General features: G+C 66.0%; 17 protein-coding genes and 1 pseudogene. 7 read left to right on the top strand and 11 right to left on the bottom strand.

Annotation, left to right across the window (positions count from 1 at the left end):
* The first annotated feature begins 17 nt into the window (after nucleotides 1–17).
* Both bluB and AWC06_RS07855 read left to right on the top strand, forming a co-directional pair.
* A complete protein-coding gene (gene bluB, locus AWC06_RS07860) occupies nucleotides 18–701 on the top strand; it encodes a 5,6-dimethylbenzimidazole synthase (protein WP_085196117.1) in 684 nt (227 codons plus the stop codon).
* Nucleotides 701–2,158 (top strand): neutral zinc metallopeptidase, encoded by a 1,458-nt coding sequence (locus tag AWC06_RS07855; protein WP_085196115.1) that lies wholly within the window; start codon nucleotides 701–703, stop codon nucleotides 2,156–2,158. The genes bluB and AWC06_RS07855 overlap by 1 nt, the downstream gene beginning before the upstream one ends.
* 4 nt (nucleotides 2,159–2,162) lie before the next feature.
* Here AWC06_RS07855 and AWC06_RS07850 read toward each other — a convergent pair whose 3' ends face one another.
* Nucleotides 2,163–3,257 (bottom strand): FHA domain-containing protein, encoded by a 1,095-nt coding sequence (locus AWC06_RS07850; RefSeq protein ID WP_085196113.1) that lies wholly within the window; start codon nucleotides 3,255–3,257, stop codon nucleotides 2,163–2,165.
* Between the two features lie 228 nt (nucleotides 3,258–3,485).
* On the opposite strand from AWC06_RS07850, the gene AWC06_RS07845 reads away from it, so the two are divergent.
* Entirely contained in the window at nucleotides 3,486–3,809 is a 324-nt protein-coding gene (locus tag AWC06_RS07845; protein ID WP_085196111.1) for a WhiB family transcriptional regulator, read from the top strand.
* Between the two features lie 25 nt (nucleotides 3,810–3,834).
* Nucleotides 3,835–4,167 (top strand): hypothetical protein, encoded by a 333-nt coding sequence (locus AWC06_RS07840; RefSeq protein WP_085196109.1) that lies wholly within the window; start codon nucleotides 3,835–3,837, stop codon nucleotides 4,165–4,167.
* Here AWC06_RS07840 and AWC06_RS07835 read toward each other — a convergent pair.
* The 4 genes from AWC06_RS07835 to AWC06_RS07820 all read right to left on the bottom strand — a co-directional run bounded on the left by AWC06_RS07835 (nucleotide 4,156) and on the right by AWC06_RS07820 (nucleotide 8,417).
* Nucleotides 4,156–4,620: a DUF5994 family protein gene (locus AWC06_RS07835; protein WP_085196107.1), complete on the bottom strand. Its 465-nt coding sequence runs from the start codon at nucleotides 4,618–4,620 to the stop codon at nucleotides 4,156–4,158. The genes AWC06_RS07840 and AWC06_RS07835 overlap by 12 nt on opposite strands.
* Before the next feature lie 79 nt (nucleotides 4,621–4,699).
* A complete protein-coding gene (locus tag AWC06_RS07830; RefSeq protein WP_085196105.1) occupies nucleotides 4,700–6,334 on the bottom strand; it encodes a fatty acyl-AMP ligase in 1,635 nt (544 codons plus the stop codon).
* Nucleotides 6,335–6,428: 94 nt separating this feature from the next.
* Nucleotides 6,429–7,619: a DUF4878 domain-containing protein gene (locus AWC06_RS07825; RefSeq protein WP_139819961.1), complete on the bottom strand. Its 1,191-nt coding sequence runs from the start codon at nucleotides 7,617–7,619 to the stop codon at nucleotides 6,429–6,431.
* A gap of 54 nt (nucleotides 7,620–7,673) precedes the next feature.
* Complete coding sequence (locus AWC06_RS07820) at nucleotides 7,674–8,417, bottom strand: sensor domain-containing protein (protein ID WP_085196101.1); 744 nt, start codon at nucleotides 8,415–8,417, stop codon at nucleotides 7,674–7,676.
* Between the two features lie 91 nt (nucleotides 8,418–8,508).
* Between AWC06_RS07820 and AWC06_RS07815 the strand changes: the two genes are divergently transcribed.
* Nucleotides 8,509–9,957: a sulfatase family protein gene (locus AWC06_RS07815; protein WP_139819960.1), complete on the top strand. Its 1,449-nt coding sequence runs from the start codon at nucleotides 8,509–8,511 to the stop codon at nucleotides 9,955–9,957.
* 11 nt (nucleotides 9,958–9,968) lie between these two features.
* Nucleotides 9,969–10,772: a trehalose 2-sulfotransferase gene (gene stf0, locus AWC06_RS07810; protein WP_085196134.1), complete on the top strand. Its 804-nt coding sequence runs from the start codon at nucleotides 9,969–9,971 to the stop codon at nucleotides 10,770–10,772.
* 18 nt (nucleotides 10,773–10,790) lie between these two features.
* Here the strand turns inward: stf0 and AWC06_RS07805 are convergent, their stop codons facing one another.
* Nucleotides 10,791–11,561, bottom strand: a complete 771-nt coding sequence (locus AWC06_RS07805) for a trans-aconitate 2-methyltransferase (RefSeq protein WP_085196097.1) — start codon at nucleotides 11,559–11,561, stop codon at nucleotides 10,791–10,793.
* Nucleotides 11,562–11,650: 89 nt separating this feature from the next.
* Between AWC06_RS07805 and AWC06_RS07800 the strand changes: the two genes are divergently transcribed.
* Nucleotides 11,651–12,532, top strand: coding sequence for an amidohydrolase family protein (locus tag AWC06_RS07800; protein WP_085196095.1), 882 nt, complete (start codon nucleotides 11,651–11,653; stop codon nucleotides 12,530–12,532).
* Here AWC06_RS07800 and eccE read toward each other — a convergent pair.
* The 5 genes and pseudogenes from eccE to AWC06_RS22945 form a co-directional block, all read right to left on the bottom strand.
* Nucleotides 12,525–13,529, bottom strand: a complete 1,005-nt coding sequence (gene eccE / locus AWC06_RS07795; protein ID WP_085196093.1) for a type VII secretion protein EccE — start codon at nucleotides 13,527–13,529, stop codon at nucleotides 12,525–12,527. The genes AWC06_RS07800 and eccE overlap by 8 nt on opposite strands.
* Complete coding sequence (gene mycP, locus AWC06_RS07790; protein WP_085196091.1) at nucleotides 13,526–14,911, bottom strand: type VII secretion-associated serine protease mycosin; 1,386 nt, start codon at nucleotides 14,909–14,911, stop codon at nucleotides 13,526–13,528. Before mycP ends, eccE begins: the two co-directional genes overlap by 4 nt.
* Nucleotides 14,908–16,350, bottom strand: coding sequence for a type VII secretion integral membrane protein EccD (eccD, locus tag AWC06_RS07785; RefSeq protein ID WP_139819959.1), 1,443 nt, complete (start codon nucleotides 16,348–16,350; stop codon nucleotides 14,908–14,910). Before eccD ends, mycP begins: the two co-directional genes overlap by 4 nt.
* A gap of 63 nt (nucleotides 16,351–16,413) precedes the next feature.
* Complete coding sequence (locus AWC06_RS07780) at nucleotides 16,414–17,283, bottom strand: ESX secretion-associated protein EspG (RefSeq protein WP_085196087.1); 870 nt, start codon at nucleotides 17,281–17,283, stop codon at nucleotides 16,414–16,416.
* A gap of 11 nt (nucleotides 17,284–17,294) precedes the next feature.
* Nucleotides 17,295–17,365, bottom strand: a pseudogene (locus tag AWC06_RS22945) (WXG100 family type VII secretion target); the annotation flags it as partial.

Genomic DNA, 17,365 nt, shown 5'->3' with positions numbered 1-17,365 from the left:
GTTTCTACGATGGCCCTGTGAGCGATCACGCGTTCAGCCCGCAGGAGCGACATGCGGTGTATCGCGTGATCTCCGAGCGGCGTGACATGCGCCGATTCGTGCCGGGCAGCGAAGTGTCCGACGACGTCCTGGCTCGCCTGCTGCACGCTGCCCATGCCGCGCCCAATGTGGGGCTGATGCAGCCGTGGCGGTTCGTGCGGATCACCGACCAGTCGCTGCGGCAGCGCATCCACGCCCTGGTCGACGAGGAGCGCCTGCTTACCGCTCACGCGCTGGGCCCGCGAGCGCAGGAGTTTCTCGCGCTGAAGGTCGAAGGCATCCTGGATTGCGCCGAGCTTTTGGTGGTGGCGCTGTGCGACGGCAGGGAGAGCCACGTCTTCGGCCGTCGCACCATGCCGCAGATGGACCTCGCCTCGGTATCGTGCGCCATCCAAAACCTTTGGCTGGCAGCAAGATCCGAAGGCCTGGGCATGGGATGGGTGTCGCTGTTCGATCCGCGTCGGCTGGGCGCCTTGCTGTCCATGCCCGCCGATGCCGAGCCGGTCGCGATCCTGTGCCTGGGCCCGGTGCCCGAATTTCCCGAGCGGCCGACGCTGGAATTGGACGGCTGGGCGTTGGGGCGGCCGCTCGAAGAGTTCGTGTCGGAGAACGCCTGGAAAAAGCGGGCAACCAATGGTCAGAGCAATGAGACGATGTCTTGATGTTTCGCACGGTGACTGCGGCACTGTCCACGACCTGCGCCGCACTCGTCCTTGTCGGCTGCCAGACCACAATCGGCGGGCGAGCGCTGTCGCCGCTGTACGACCCGTTCGAGGTCGGCGGATTGCCGGCGACAGACGGTCCCAGCGGTATCCGCGACGACGGCCCGCAGCCCACCGGCACGGTGCACGGCACCGACAACGGCGAGGACGACAGGCTGGCGTTGTTGGCGATCAACGACGTCGCGCAGTTCTGGGAGCAGCACTACAGCGAGTCGCTGCACGGCACGTTCACCCCCGTCGAGGACCTGGTGTCCTACGACTCCACAGTCCAGGGCGGCAAGCGGGTCTGCGGTAACAGAACCTACAAGCTGGCCAACGCTTTTTACTGCCCGCCCGAGAACCTGATGGCGTGGGATCGCGGCCTGTTCGTGCCGACCGGTCGTCGTTTCTTCGGTGACGTGGCCATCGCGGGGCTGATCGGACACGAGTACGGGCACGCGGTGCAGAGCATGGCGGATCTGGTCAACGAGAACACCCCGACCATCGTGGCCGAGCAGCAGGCCGATTGTTTCGGCGGGGTGTATCTGCGGTGGGTGGCCGAGGGTCACTCCCCGCGCTTCATCATGAGCACCGGCGATGGCCTCGACCACGTGCTGGCCGGCGTGATCACCGGCCGCGACCCAGTGCTGACCCCCAGGGACCGGGCTTTGATCAAGAAGGGACACGGCACGGCGCTCGACCGGGTCAGCGCATTCCAGACCGGCTTTGTCGGGAATAGCGCGGACTGCGCCGCGATCGACATGGACGAAATCAATCACCGTCGCGGCGATCTGCCGATGGCCTTGCAGGTCGACCCCGAAGGTGAGCTGGAGACCGGCGAGGTCCCGATCAACGAGGACACGCTGTCGACGCTGATGGACGCGCTGAACAAGCTCTTCTCCCCCGCGCAGCCCCCGACGCTTTCGCTGACGCCTGCGGACTGCCCGGACGCGCACGGTGGCCCTCCGGCAGCGTATTGCCCTGCCACCAACACGATTACGGTCAATTTGGCGGCCTTACAGAAGCTCGGTAAGCCTCAAGACGAGGCGGACTATGTTCTGGTTCAAGGCGATGACACGGCACTGTCGGTGGTCATGTCGCGATACATGTTGGCGCTGGAACGCCAGCGCGGCGTACCGCTGGACACGGCGACCGCAGCGCTGCGTACCGCCTGCCTGACCGGGGTGGCCCACCGCAAGATGGCCGAGCCGGTAGAGCTGCCGTCGGGCAAGAGCTTCGGGATGACGGCCGGCGACCTTGACGAGGCCGTCGCCGGGCTGCTCACCAACCGACTGGTCGCGACGGACGTCAACGGGGCCACCGTACCGGCCGGCTTCACCCGTATCACCGCTTTCCGCTCCGGGGTCACCGGCGATGAGCAGTTGTGCTACAACCGATTTCGCGAGGACATGAGCTAACTGATCAACTGATCGTCAGTTGCGCGATGAGGGTCTCGATTGCGGTCGCGGCGTCGGGGGGGATGGGCCGCTCCGACTCCGCGTCGAGCAGGACCGCGCTGGGCAGTCCGGCGGCGTTGGCGGCCTCCTCCAGGCTCAGCTCGGCCTGGTGCCGCGCGCCGTACAGCCGCTGGCCCAAGGTCGCCGATGGCGATCGCGCGGCGCGCAGCATCAACTCGTTGTAAGTCCGGCGTACGGCGCTCAGCGCCAGGACCACCGATGGCGTGCCCTTTGCATTCCGGGCGGCGTTGGCGGCCACCGTCTCGAGCTTGCGCAGGTCGGCGAGGATGGTGCTGGCCTTCGCCGTGAATTCCGGTTCCGACGGCTGAGGTAACGCTTCCAGCGCGGTGGCGATGGTGTGCATGGCTAGCTCGACCGCCTCGGCCATCAACGGCGCCTGGACGGTATCGGTCAACACCTCGGTGGTCTCGCCGTTGTGCCCGACGGGAGCTCCGTTCCGGATGCGGGTGATGGTTCCGGCGGGCCAATTCAGGACTTCTTCCAGCTTGGCCAGTGTCCCGCGACGTGGCCAGCTGCGCCCCTTCTCGAACGCGATAAGGGTGCCCGCGTTGATTATTTTGTCCCTGGCCAGACTGCGCTGGGTGATGTCCAGTTCGCGTCGCCGGGCGGCCACTGCGCGGCCGGCCCGAACGACGCCGGGATCGGCCTCGGTCAGCTCTTCCCACTTTTCCTCGTCGTCGAGCTCGACCCCCGCGGTCACCACGGTCGCTTCCGCCGGATCGCCGGGCGTAAGACTCACCGGAATACCGTCCGCGGCTCCCAGGTGAATGGTCGTGGGGGCGGTGACGAGTACTGAGCTGCGACGCACGCCGTCGACGAATATCCCGTTGGTGCTGGTATCGATGGCCTGCCAACCTTCACGGCGCGGCTCCAAGCGAACATGCGAGCGGGAGATCCGATCGTCGTTGAGCCGCACCGCGGCGTCGGCGTCCCTGCCGATGACGGCGACGCCGGCCTCGGGGTCGAGCGTGTGTGACTCGGGTCCGATCCGTACGGCCAGGGTGGGCGCCGGTACCGGCGTGGCCCGGTCAGTCGTCAACGCATGCTCCCTTCAGCCCCGTCGCCGCACTTTGCCGATGCTACATCTTTTCTGGAGATCGCTTCGTTTTCGACTGCTTTCCAGGTTGCATTTCATCGTCGGGCCCCACTAGAAACGTAGCACCGTATCCCTTATTTATGCTGGTCAAATAGGCTTACACCAGCGTACTCGTAGCGCTTGGTTAAATAACTGTTGCACTAGTACCACTGCTTCGGTTAAAGTCGTAGCATGACTGCAACTGTGGCACTCCTGGCGGTCCGGGCCGACGAGTATGTTCCGGCTTGCACCACCGATCCGGAGCGGTGGACGACCACCGAACCCGACGACGAGGCGAAGGCGTTGTGCCGCCGGTGCCCGCTGCGCTGGCGATGCGCCCGCGAAGCATGGGAGACCCCCGGCGCCGAAGGGCTGTGGGCGGGGGTGGTGATCCCCGAGTCCGGTCGCCGACGCGATTTCGCACTACGCCAGCTACGCTCGCTGGCCGCACACGGTGGTTATCCCGTCCGACCGGGATATCGCGCACGCCGCCGGATCGCCCCTGCTGGTGAATGACCATCGAATCTAAGGAGAATCAGCCATGACCTACCCGCATCAGCCGTTCCCCCCGCCATATCCTCCCGCGCCGTACTACCCGCCCAGCGGTTCAGGCCTGTTCACGATTTCGCTGGTAAGGCACACCGGCATGGTTGTGCTGTGGCACAACCGGACCTACCGGGTCACCGGAACAATGCCGCAATGCGAGCGGGCCTACCGCGACGCGCAGATCTACAACCTCGCGGCGGGGTGGTGGAGTCTGACATCCGTGCTCGTGATGAACTGGGTTTCGCTGCTGCAAAACGCAAGCGCGATGCGCAAACTCCGCCGCCTCGCCCAACAGCCGCCGGTCGGGTATCCAGGGCTATTTCAGTGAGTCGTCGACCGAATTGGCTGCGGAGCGTTGCTGTTGGGCGGCGCGCAAGATCGAACCGGCGGTCAGATACACGGGTTTTTCGCGGTCCAGGGCTGCGATGGGCAGATCGGCGGCAAGACGCAGCACCATGACGGCGAGCGCGCTATGCGTCGCGTACGGGATGATCAACAGGTTGGCGCACGCCGCGCAGCCTTTGAGGGTCATCACATGCTGACGTTTGCACTCCCATCCCGGCCAGTTGAAATCTGGTGGGCGTTGCAGTGCCGGCCAATTGACATTGATCGCGGTGACGTCACCGAGCCGAAAAGCCAGTGCTGCAACGAGATCGGGTAATTCGTTCGTGATGCGGTCGGCGCGTGGCCACCATGCGCCGTCGATGTCTTGGCCTAGCTCGTGAGCGACCGAGAGCCGTACCGGATTCGCTCGGCGCCGAACCCCTGCTGGACGTGTCATCGGGCTGTTCCTTCACGGTCGGCAACCGGCTCACGTGTGACGCTACGCCACCAGCCTTGCGTCAGACCGACAGGGGCGGTCAGGTGACCAGCGACAGGGCGTAGGCGCGCCGCAGCTTTCCCGAGGGTGTCTTCGGAATTGCACCGGGCGCGAGCACCACCACATTGCGCGGCCGTACCGCGACTTCGGTGAAGATCTCATGGGCCACCTCATGCCTGATGCGGCGCACCTGCGCGGGGTTGTCGACCTTGCTCGATTCCACGGCGACGGCAAACGATTCCCGGTGATGGCCGGCATCGAGTCGCACGGCAACCACACAACCCGCGCGCACACCGGCGACCCGCCCGGCAGCTCGCTCCACATCGGTCGGGTAGATGCTGCGGCCCGCCATGATGATCACGTCCTTGGCGCGCCCGCAAACCACGACATGGCCCAACTCGGTCAGGTATCCCAGATCGCCGGTTTCGAACCAGCCCCGGCCGTCCTGCGTGGCCACGAATCCGCCCACGGTGACATAACCCGGCGTCACCGGATCTCCCCTCACCTCGATGAGCCCCACACCCCTGGTTGGCTGCACGACGCCGTCCTCATTGACGATGCGGGCCTGCAAACCGGGCAATAGTGGCCCCAGCGATGCCAGCCGACGGGTGTTACCCGTTGTGGCGGGCACCGCGCGGCGCAATACCGCAAGCATGTCCGCGTCTACCTCATCGACCCACAGCCCGCCACTGCACTGCGAAAACGACACCGCCACAGTGGTTTCCGCCATTCCATAGGCCGGCACTATTGCCTCGGGGCGCAGCCCGAATGGCGCTCCGGCCTCGCAGAGGTCCTCCACATCGGCCGGCTCTACCTGTTCGGAACCCGACAACGCCCATCGCAGCGACGACAAGTCGAAATCACCGGGTCGGGCATGTCGGCGCAACCGTTTGGCCAACAACGCGTAAGCGAAGTTCGGTGCCGCCGTCATCGTGCCGCGGTACTTGCCGATCAACCTGGGCCACAACAAGATATCGCTCAGAAAATCCATCGGCGTGATCATGACCAACTCGGCACCAAACAACATCGGCACCGTCAAAAACCCCGTCATGCCCATATCATGAAACAGCGGCAACCAGCTCACGATCACATCGGTGTCCAAGTCGTACTCGGCGCCGACGAACATCGCCTCCGCGTTGGCGATCACATTGCGATGGGTGATCGCCACCGCTTTCGGAGATCCCGTCGAGCCCGACGTCAACTGCAGGAACGCCAGATCATTCTCATCACTAGCTACCACGTCAATCGGCCTGGCGCTCAACAGCTCTGCGATCGTCACCACCGCAACCCGGCACTTGGACAACACCGGCATGAGAGCCATGAACGGATCCGACACGATCACAACCGTGGCCTCGATCATCGCGATGACCGCCAGCGTGTCTCGTGCCCACGCCTTCAGATCGCTACGCTGCGTCGGCTGGTGCAACATCGTCAAACAAGCGCCCCGCAACCACAGCCCTTGCACCGCCGGTGCGATCTCCGCAGGTACCCCGGCCAGCACGCCCACCCGATCACCCGGGCCGACCCCCAACCCGGCCAAACCGCCGGCCACCCGGCGAGCTTGGTGATGAATCTCAGCCCAATTGCGGCGAACTGGCGCACGGGGTTCACCGGTCACAAGGCCACGGCTACTCGATTCGGCGGCGCAGATCATCGTCTCGACGAACCTGCTCACCGGCCACCTCCCAATCTGGCCATCTCGGGATATCTGAGGTGACCAGGTGAGGGTACCGGCCCGCTTAGCCCACAACAAGCATTTGAGCGAGTGTCTACCGCTGCGCGATCACCGGTGGGCTCTTCGACACGTCGGCGGTACGGGAAATGAAACTGGTGACGGTGCCAAATTTCGTGCCGCCATCGCGTGCCTGGGCTCTGACCGGGAATACCACCTGCCCGCTCAGCCGCGCCTCGAGCCGATATGGGTCGAAGAACGTGATTTTGACGTCGCTTTGATCCGGCTTGCCCCACTCCACCGTTCCGTCGACGACCGAGTCGTCGTAGGCATTCTGCGGGCAGTTCGGTGGCGTCAATGAGGTCGATTTGGTGCATTGCTCAAGGCTTTCCGCCAGCGCGGACATCACAGCGCTCTTCCCGGCGTTGCTCAGGTCAAACTTCGCGTCACCCACAAAGAACGCACCCCCGGCCCGTCCGAGGCTGTCAAGCAGCATCGGCTTGGACGTGACCGACAGGTTGCGGTTGGACGAGCCGACGTCGACCCAACCGGGGAACACATATACCGTCGATTTTCCTACGGACCTGCCGAAAATGGTAAGAGTCTCAAGGGATTCGTTGTCCGTGCCGCCGGGGCCCGCGGTGTCGAGCTTTATCGCGGCGCTCTCCAACTTCCAGTGCCCGTCGGCCTTCTTGACGCTCAGATTCGCATCCGAGGTTTGGTTTCCGAAGTTGACCACCACGTGAACCTGCGCGTAGCCATAGCTGTGATTGGCATCATCGGGGTTGAGGATTCTGATGTTGGTGATCGGCCATTTGGCGATCTGGCGCTTGAGCACATCGTCGGTGAGGAATTCCTTCGACCCGGGCTGGTCGTTGCTGTAGGACAACGCAGCCTCGGCGTCGCCGCGAGACAAGGCCTCCAGGTACCCCTTCACCACATCGCTGGCCGACAGCTCGCGACCGCCGCCACGCCCGGTGAGCACCACGACCAGCACCACCATGATGACAACGACCGCCGCACCCGCACTCAGGGCGATGAACAACGGCCTACGACTCTTCCGTGGCGGCCCGAAGGGCGGCGGACCGAACGAGTTTGGGCCAAACGGCGGCGGGCCGCCCGCGGCCCACGGACCGGGCGGCGGCGCGGCAGACGGCGGCGAGAACACCGGCGGCGGCTGGTACGACGACGCCGCAACCGTCGGCTCATCCGGCCCGAGATACGGTCCGTTTCCACCGACCGGCGGGCGCTCCGGGTAGCCGCTCGCCCTATCGGACCAACCAGTCACCGCATAACCTCCCATTTCGCTTGTATGCCAGACCGTTTCGGACTAAGACGCCAGTCACGATCGCGACACCGCATCGGCGATCTTGTTGACCACGGAGCCGGCCTGGTCGGTCGCATCGTAGCCGCAAAACATCGCGTCGATGATCACGTTGTTGCGCAACCCCATAGCTCGCTGACAGCGCCAGCCGTCAGTGTTTTCTTCGGTCTGGCTCATGGTCAGCGTCGTCTCGGTGGCCACCGCATCCCCGAATTCCCACACGCTGGAACGGTAACCCGGCGGGGCAAACGTCACCGATCTATTCGAGCAGGCTGACCATCGCTGCTTGGCCTGGGCGAAGAATTCCTGTGCGGAGTCGGCGTCGCGGAACCCGACCACCACCTGCGTGAGCGTATGCCGGTATGCGGGCCCGCCGGCGTCCCCGCCGTCGTCGAGCAGCTGTCCTTTCACGGCCGTCCAGTTGCTGCCGGCATAAACGATACTTTCGGCCGGATCGTAGGCATCCAGGCAGTTGCGGTCGGCGAGGCCCTCCTCGCCGTGCCGCAACGCCTTGACCGGACGGCGCATTTCCAGGGAACTGCCTCCGGGGATGGCATGGATGTCGCCGGCCGTCAGCAAAAGGTCCTCGAGGGCGGTGTTCGGGATCGGCGGCGGCCGCCAATGACCCAGATCCGGCGCCGCCGCCGGTCGCCCGGCGGCGTGGACGGAGCAGCCGGTCAGCATCAGCGACAGCCCGATCAGCGCGAACACGGCGTACAGCGCGCCGGTGCCGATACTTCCTCGTCGCTGGCCGCCGGTCATGTTCCGTGCCCTCCTAACCGTTGCGAGCTGCCCTCAATACGCTGCACGCTACACCACCAATCGTAGCGGTGCAACGGTTATATCGGAGCAGATGGTTACAGATACCGTCGACGGAGCCAGGCGAACGGAGGAGGTGACGGCGATCAGCGGGAACGACGTACCGGACCGGCGACGTGACAACGTGCTGATCGTGCATTGGCACGACCTGGGGCGGCACCTTCGTGTCTACGGCCACGCCGACGTCTCGAGCCCACGGCTGGACCAGCTGGCCGGCGAGGGCATCCTGTTCACCCGGGCGCATGCCACCGCCCCACTGTGCTCACCTTCGCGCGGATCACTGTTCACCGGCCGCTACCCGCAGAGCAACGGGCTGGTCGGCCTGGCCCATCATGGCTGGGAGTACCGCGCCGGGGTCCGCACGCTTCCCCACATCTTGTCCGAGTCCGGCTGGTACTCAGTTCTTTTCGGTATGCAGCACGAGACGTCATACCCGTCGCGGTTGGGCTTTGACGAGTTCGACGTGTCGAATTCTTACTGCGAGTATGTGGTGGAGCAGACCGAGAAATGGTTACGTGCGCAGGATCCCGACCGGCCGTTCTTCTTGACGGCCGGCTTTTTCGAGACTCACCGGCCCTATCCGCGGGATCGCTATCAACCGGCCGACCCCGCTGCGGTCGCTCCGCCTGACTATCTGCCCGACACCACTGAGGTGCGCCAGGATCTGGCCGACTTCTACGGGTCGATCGCGACCGCCGATGCCGCCGTCGGCCGAATTCTGGACACCCTTGCCGCCACGGGACTCGACGCCAGCACCTGGGTGGTCTTCCTCACCGATCACGGCCCGGCCTTCCCGCGGGCGAAATCCACCCTCTACGAAGCCGGGACGGGCATCGCAATGATCCTTCGCCCACCCACTCGGATGACGATCGCGCCACGGGTTTACGACGAGCTGTTCAGTGGCGTAGATCTGGTGCCCACGCTACTGGGCCTGCTCGGTGTCGACGAGCCGGCCGATATCGAGGGCATGTCCCACGCACACGCGTTGCTCGCGGCGGACGGCGCCGCACCCGTGCGCGATCATGTGTACACCACCAAGACCTATCACGACTCGTTCGATCCGATTCGTGCCATCCGCACAAAGGATTTCAGCTACATCGAGAATTACGCGCACCGCCCACTGCTGGATCTGCCGTGGGATATCGAGGAAAGCCCATCCGGGAGGGTTGTCGGCCCGCTTGCCACACAGCCGCGTCCGGACCGCGAACTCTACGATCTACGCGCGGATCCCACCGAGTCCAACAACCTGCTGGCCGGCGACAACAACGACGGCTTCGAGGCGATCGCCGCCGATCTGGCTGTGCGGCTGCATGATTGGCGGCAGCGGACGGGAGACGTCATACCATCCGACTTCGCCGGTAGCCGCATTGCGGCGCGCTACACCGAAACGTATCTGCAGATTCACAAGAAAGCGCCGACAAGCCGTTCGGGAATCGCCGCAGACCGCGGGATCGAAGACGAAGTCAGACACATCGAGCAATAGTCGTGGTGAACGTGAACGAACATCCAACGTCGTATCTGGTGCTCGCCTCGCAACGCTGCGGCAGCACGCTGCTGGTCGAATCGTTACGCGCGACCGGCAGTGCCGGTGAGCCGCAGGAGTTTTTCCAGTACCTGCCGAGCACCGGCATGGCGCCGCAGCCGCGGGAATGGTTCGCCGGAGTCGAGGATGAGACGATTCTGCGGCTTCTCGATCCGCTCGAGCCGGGTACTCCGGACACCGCGTCGTCCGTCGCCTGGCGTGAGCACATCCGCAGTTCCGGCCGGACTCCCAACGGCATCTGGGGCGGCAAACTGATGTGGAACCAGACGTCCCTGCTGCAGCAGCGGGCGGCGGGATTGCCGGATCGCTCCGGTGATGGACTGCGGGCAGCCATTCATGACGTGATCGGCGAAGAACCGGTTTTCGTGCACGTCCATCGACCTGACGTGGTCTCGCAGGCGGTGTCGTTCTGGCGGGCGGTGCAGACCCGGGTGTGGCGGGGCCGCCCGGACCCCGAACGCGACTCACAGGCCGCATACCATGCCGGCGCTATCGCGCACATCGTGCAAATTCTGCAGGACCAGGAAAAGGGTTGGCGCAATTGGTTCGCCGAGGAGCAGATCAGCCCGATCGAGGTGTCCTATCCGGTGCTGTGGCGCAACCTGACTTCGATCGTGGCGACCGTGCTCGAGGCGGTGGGCCAGGATCCCCGGCTGGCTCCGGCGCCTGTCTTGGAACGCCAAGCCGATCAGCGCTCCGACGAGTGGGTGGACCGCTACCGCGAGGACGCGAAGAAATTGGGTCTGCCGCAGTAGCCCTGGGTCGCCACTGCGTTACTTTCCGCCCACCTGCGCGACGACGAAGACCCGTCGGAACGGGAAGAATGTCGTCCCGTCGGGACGGGCCGGGTAGGCGTCGGCGAGCAGCGGGATGAGTTCGGCGCGAAACTGCTGCCAGGCTTCCTCGTTGAGCCGGTCATGCACCGCCAACAACACGGTGCCACTGATCCAATCAAGCACCGGATGCTCGCCGGTCAGCTGGTGCAGATACGTGGTTTCCCAGGCGTCGACGGTGCATCCGGCATCGATCAGCCGCTCCGCGTAGTGGGCGGGGGTGTCGACGACGGTTCCGACTCGAAATGGGATGTCGCTCAAGGTTTTTGCGAATGGTTCGCGGCGGGCAACCGCCCGCACCGCCGCATGCGACGGCGTGTCGAATGCGCCCGGCACCTGAACACCGATCCACGATCCGACGCCCAGCTGACCGGCCCACCGCACCATCAATTCGGCGTGCTCGGGCACCCAGTGCACGGCGGAGTTGCTGAGCACTACATCGGTGTCGCGCTGTGGCTTCCACGTCCGCAAGTCGCCGACGGTGGCGTCGACGCTGCGCTCGCGGGCGGCGGCAACCATCTCTGGTGAGCTGTCCAGCGCCTCGATCACGGCATCCGGCCAGCGCCGCGCCAGTTGCACAGTCAGGTTACCGGGACCGCAGCCCAGGTCGACCACTCGGCGCGGCCGCTCCGCGCCGATGCGGGCCAGCAGGTCGTAGAAGGGGCGGGCGCGCTGATCGGCGAACTTCAGGTAGATATCCGGATCCCACATGCCTGGTCCTCCTGATCAACAGCCCGCGACCGGACTGATACAAACCTATTACCGCATGGATGCTTGCCGGACGAGTCGAGGGTGGACGAATGACCGACAACGACGAAGCCTCGGGCGTCCGGCAGATCTGGTCGGCCCTCGGGTTGCCCGGAATGATCGACGTGCACACCCACTTCATGCCCAAGCCCGTGATGGACAAGGTATGGCACTACTTCGACTCGGCGGGTCCGCTGGTCGGCCGGCCTTGGCCGATCAGCTATCGCGACGGCGAAGCCCACCGCGTCCAGACGCTCCGGGAGTTCGGGGTGCGCGGGTTCACCGCATTGGTCTACCCGCACAAGCCGCAGATGGCGGCGTGGCTGAACCAGTGGGCCGCCGAATTCGCCCGATCCACCCCGGATTGCCTTGCCACCGCGACGTTTTACCCCGAACCGGAGGCCGGCGACTACGTCGAGACCGCGATCCGCGGCGGGACGCGGGTCTTCAAGGCACACATCCAGGTCGGACGCTACGACCCCAATGACCCACTGCTCGAGGACGTTTGGGGACTCATCGAAGACGCCCAGGTGCCGGTGGTCATACACTGCGGGTCGGGTCCGGTAGCAGGCGAACACACTGGGCCCGAGCCGATACGTCGTCTACTGCGCCGCTATCCGCGGCTACGGCTGATCGTCGCGCACATGGGTATGCCGGAGTACGCCGAGTTCCTGGACATCTGCGAGCGCGCGGTCGACGTGCGGCTGGACACCACGATGGCCTTCACGCCGTTCATCGACGAAGTCATGCCGTTCCCGACGACTCATCTACACCGGTTGCCGCAGTTCGGCGATCACATTCTGTTCGGCAGCGACTTTCCCAACATTCCGTACAGGTATGCCGACGCGATGCGGTGGCTCACCGAGCTTCCCGGTGTCGACGATGAGTGGCTGCGCGGGGTGTTCTACCAGAACGCGGCGATGCTGTTCAGGTAAATGCCGCGTGCCTCGGCCTGGACGGGTGCTGGATGGTGCTGGACCAACGCAGCCGTGTCAGCAGCAGGGCTTCGGGCACCGGGACGTGACCGTCAAGCACCTGAGTTGACGACGGATGCAACGCCGCCAGCGCCGGTCGCTGGTTTCCGGATTGCGACGTCAACCCAGGTAACGGGCCGCGCGCGCCGGGACGGGCATCGGTACGGAATGCGCATGCGACGGCCAGCGTCTGGTCGTCACCGGCACCGGCGATCTCCAGCGCGGTCCACACTTCTCGGACCGGATACGTCCAGATCGCCGCCAAAGTGTTCGGCAACGCCGTGTCGACCTTGACCCGGTATGCCGCAACGTAATCCGCATCGCCCTGGCGAATCGAGGACCACTTTTCGCGGGCCGATCGTGCGTAAAGCCGCGGGATCTCGTCGGGCTGCGCGATGCTGGCCCTCCACCCGCTTTCGCGCAGGTGGTCGGCGAGCCGTCGCACCGCGACTTCGGCGGTCTTGTGCAGCGGAATCAGCGGCGAACGTGCCTGCAGCGCAGGGAGGTTGTCTGCGGCCGACAATGTCAGGCCGATCCAGGTCTGGCGCTCCGGCGCGCCGGTTTCGGATACGCTGTCGCGGCTGGTGACCCGAATGGCCTCCGCGCGCAGGCCATAACGGTCCACGTATCGGGCGATCAGCGGAAGTGGCAGCACGTCGGGGTCGGCCACCGGCGGGGAAATGCGCACCACCGCGGTGGCCCGTGCGTCGGCGCGCGAACCGCTGACCGGACGCTCACCGCGTTTGGGCCGCAAAATCGCCAGCCGTCGGCGCAGGATCGTGGTGAGGGGCAATCCGCGCCACCAGGCTGCCAGCGTGATCACCACAGCGATGGCGATCCCGAGCACCCAGCGCTCACGCGTTGTCTGCCAGGGATAGGCGACGGCCGCTGCCACGGCGGCCAACAGCACCAGCGTGATCCGGCCGGTGGGCAGCGAAACTGGTCGGTGCGCCCTCACTTGGTGGGTTCCTTTCGTCGGCGTGCGGCTATCGCGGCGGCGGCCACGACAGCCAACAGCAAGGCTGCGGTCCCGGCGAACGCGACATTTCGCGGCATGGGGTTCTTCGGTGCCGGTTCCGGTGGTGCGGCAACGTGTTTCGTTGGCGCCGCGTCGCGGTCTGGGGCCGGCGGCAGTTGCCAGGTCAGGGCCGCGACGGGGTCCAGGGTGCCGGCACCGACAACGTTGGACGGCGCGCGGGCGCCGTTATGCGCGGTTGCCGTGATCCGCTTGACCACCTGGCTGGCATTGAGTTCGGGATACTTGCTGCGAACCAGCGCGGCGACACCGGAGACGTAGCCGGCCGCGTAGCTGGTGCCGCTGAGCCGAACCAGCTGCTGGCGTTCGTTGGGCAGCCCGTTGGCCAGGCCGCCGTCGTCGCGGTTGCTCACCGACGCGATGTTCTCGCCGGGCGCGGAAATACCTACCCAAGGGCCGGCCATGGTGAACTTCGACGGCTGATCGTCCGGCGTCAGCGAGCCCACCGACAGCACATACGGCTGCCACCACGACGGCACCGACACCGATGTGACGCCGACCCAATTCCGTGGGTCGTCCGGACGCCCTAAGTCGGTCAACGGGTTTGACTCACACGACGCTCCGCCGACCGTCGAGCCGGTCGAGCCGCTGTTGCCGGCGGCCGCCACGATGACCGCATCCTTGTCGACCGCCGCGTACCGGATGGCTGCGCCGAGTTCCGACTGGTCGATGTTGCGGTCGGCAGGCAGGCAGGTGATCGCCGAGACGTTGATCACCCGCGCGCCGCGGTCGGCGGCGTGCACGATGGCCCGGGCCATTGCTGCCACATCGATGGTGGCACGCGCCACGGCCGGATCGCCGCCCGGAGTTCGGGGCGAGAACCTCCCCGATGTGACACGCAGAGACAGTAGCCGCGCGCCGGGTGCGATTCCGGCAAAGCCATCGTTGCCGGGCTGGCCGGCGATCAGCCCGGCAACCAGCGTTCCATGCCCGTCGCAGTCGGTGAGCCCGTCGGTCGACTCCACATAGTCGCCCCCGGGTTCCACTCCGGGCAATCGCGGCCCCGGCCGTACCCCGGTGTCGAGGACCGCCACCAGCTGTCCATCGCCGCGGGAAAACCGCCACGCCGCAGGCAGATCCATCATCCGCTGGTTGGGCGTCGCCACGCCCGGATCGGTGCCCGGAATGGTGCCGGAGCTGCTGCACTCGCCGCTTTTCTGCATTGGTTGCACCGGACCGGGGGCACCGTTCGGCGGCGCCTTGCCCGGGTCGACATTGGGCGGCGTGATCGCCAGAGCGGACGGACAGGCCCACGCCGCAGCAGCCAGAACTGCGGCGACGCAGGCTAATCCGGCACGGATCATCGATTGAGCACCAAGCTGAACAGCCCCACCAGATACGCCATGACAGGGATCAGCGACGCGTCGATGCCCGATGCGACGAAACCCACCAGCCGGCGCAGCGGCAGTGAATAGCTGTCCGGGGATGCGATCGACGGGCTCAGCGCGACCACCGCCCAGGCGAGCACCAACGCGGCGAGGATCACCAGGGCGCAGAGCGCAGCCAGATAGCGCGCCGTCGCGGTGTAGAGCACCGCGAGCGTCAGGGCCACGAGGTAGGGCTGAGCCAGCAGCCAGGCTTTGCATGCTGCCGAGTCCCAGATGCGGGCGCGCAGCGCCGCGGCAGCCGCCGTTGCGCCCACCACATACCAGCCCCAAGCCGAAAGTGTTTCCGGCCGTGATGCGATCGCCACCGAGCCGAGCACGCTGAGCAGCACGGCGGAGGCGGTGAACCCATTTTGGTGCGCGTCACTGATCCGTACCCGCCGGGGCAGGTCCTCCAGCACACGCAGCGACGGCGCCGATGGGGTGGGATCTCCGGGTGCCGGGATGACCGGCAGCGGGAATCGCGCCCACAGCGCGGAGAGTTGGGCGGCTTCGACGGTGACGAGCAGCGCCACCACGATCAGTCCGCAGCCGAGGCTCAGCATCGGCAGCTGCCACAACGACGCGGCGCCCGCGGCCAACAGCACCCCCACCCCGACGACCGTCGTAGCGGTGAAAAAGCCGATGCCGCCGTCATTTTCGCGGCCGCGAAGGATGATACTGATCAGCGACCACGCTGCGGCACCAGCGGCGGCCAGCATCACCTGCGCCGGCCCAAAACCGCCCGGTACCGCCAAGGCCAACGCCGCCGCAATCGGCACCAATGCGGCACCCGACAACACGGTGCCCGCACGGGATGAGCGCGCCGTCAAGCCGGCGAGCGCGGTGAGCACCGCAATCGCGCCCACGGCGAAAACCCCGCCCGACGCGCCGGTCACCAGCCGGTGGGCGACTGCCAGCCCGGTTGCCGCCCAAACCAATCCAGTGACTGCCGCCAACGCGCCGCGCTGAATGTGGGTGGTGCTCCACGGCTTCAACCGGGATGCCGAGAAGATCACCGCGGCGTCGGCGATGTCCTCGACGATGCCGGGTGCGGCTGGGCCGGCGGGCACCGGTTGCAAGGCCAACAGGTCACCGTCGACGACGCCGACGGTGTCCAGACTGGCGTCCAGGCTGAACGGTGCGCCGCCGATCGGCGCAAGGCTGAGCCGGGCGGGTGTCGGCGAGCTGTGGGCAGCGCCGGCGCCGTCGGCCTCCTCTGCCCCACCTGCCCCAACTTCAGGAGCGGTGGGAACCACCAAACGCTCGACCGCGGGGAGGATTTCGCGCAGCGGCAGCTCAGCCGGCAGTGCCATCTCGGTCAGCCGACTGTCGGCGAGGATGGCAACCCGGACGATGGGCATCACAGCGCTGGACATCACCGAGTCCTCAGAGTTCGGCGGGGCCTTTGGCAGAACATGGCTTCTCTTTCTGTTTGTCGATCAGGTGGACTGGGTGCTGAAATCTCTCGACAGCCGTTTGCCCGGGAACCATTGGCCGTCAGGTAATTCCGCGGTGAGCTGCTCGACCGCCAGGGCGATCGCAAACTCGGTTCCGGGGCGGAACGTCGAGATCCACTCGCCGTCAAAGGCGCGCGACGGGCTGACGAGTACGCGGCCCGCCGTGGTGTCGACGATGCTCATCCCGACTTCGGTGCTGGAGTGCTGCCCGTCCTGACGGCAACCGGCGACGATCTCGACGTAGCTGCGCGGCCCGTTGAACACCGACTCCACCACCGGACGCGCCGATTGCGGGATGCCCAGGTAGTCGAGAACTTCAACCAGCGAGGCGCCGTTTCGCAGCCGCTCGTCGGCGCGGGCGCCGACCCGGGCGGGCAGGCTGAATTCCTCGAACCGCGCGGGTGGGCGCTGCCCCAGCCCGACACCGAGCACCGGCACCAGCGCCCGGGCATCGTCGATCTCCATCGCCGTGAAGGTCACCAGCTGTGCATTACGCAGCGCGACTATGGTTTTAGCGGTCTTGTCGCCGCGCCGCGCGACGATGCCGCGCAGCAGCTCGGTGGCACTGGAGGCCGCGCCGGATCTCACGTAACGCAGATCCAGCCAGCGGTCCGGGAAACACACCACCCGGATCCAGTCGGCCACCGTCGGGTTGACCGCACCGTCTGCAGACATCATTCCCATGCGGGTCAGTTCTGCGCTCTGACGCTCGGTGAATGCACCTCGTTCGGTGGCGTCAGTGTAGGGCGTGGTGATTGCCAATACCCATGGGAACGTGCCCGCTCCAATGGTTTCGGCAATAAACCACGCCTGGTCGACGGTCAGCTCGACGGCGTTGGGTTCGGCGGCCATCTATCTTGCGGTCAGCCGCCCCATTTGGCGGCTTCGGCTTGGTCGCGGGCCAGCATCGAGGTGGTGTTGGTCTCATGGGTGC

Origin of the sequence: Mycobacterium fragae, assembly GCF_002102185.1 — a bacterium.
GTDB classification, from domain to species: Bacteria; Actinomycetota; Actinomycetes; order Mycobacteriales; family Mycobacteriaceae; genus Mycobacterium; species Mycobacterium fragae.
This window is presented reverse-complemented; position numbering and strand designations above follow the sequence as displayed.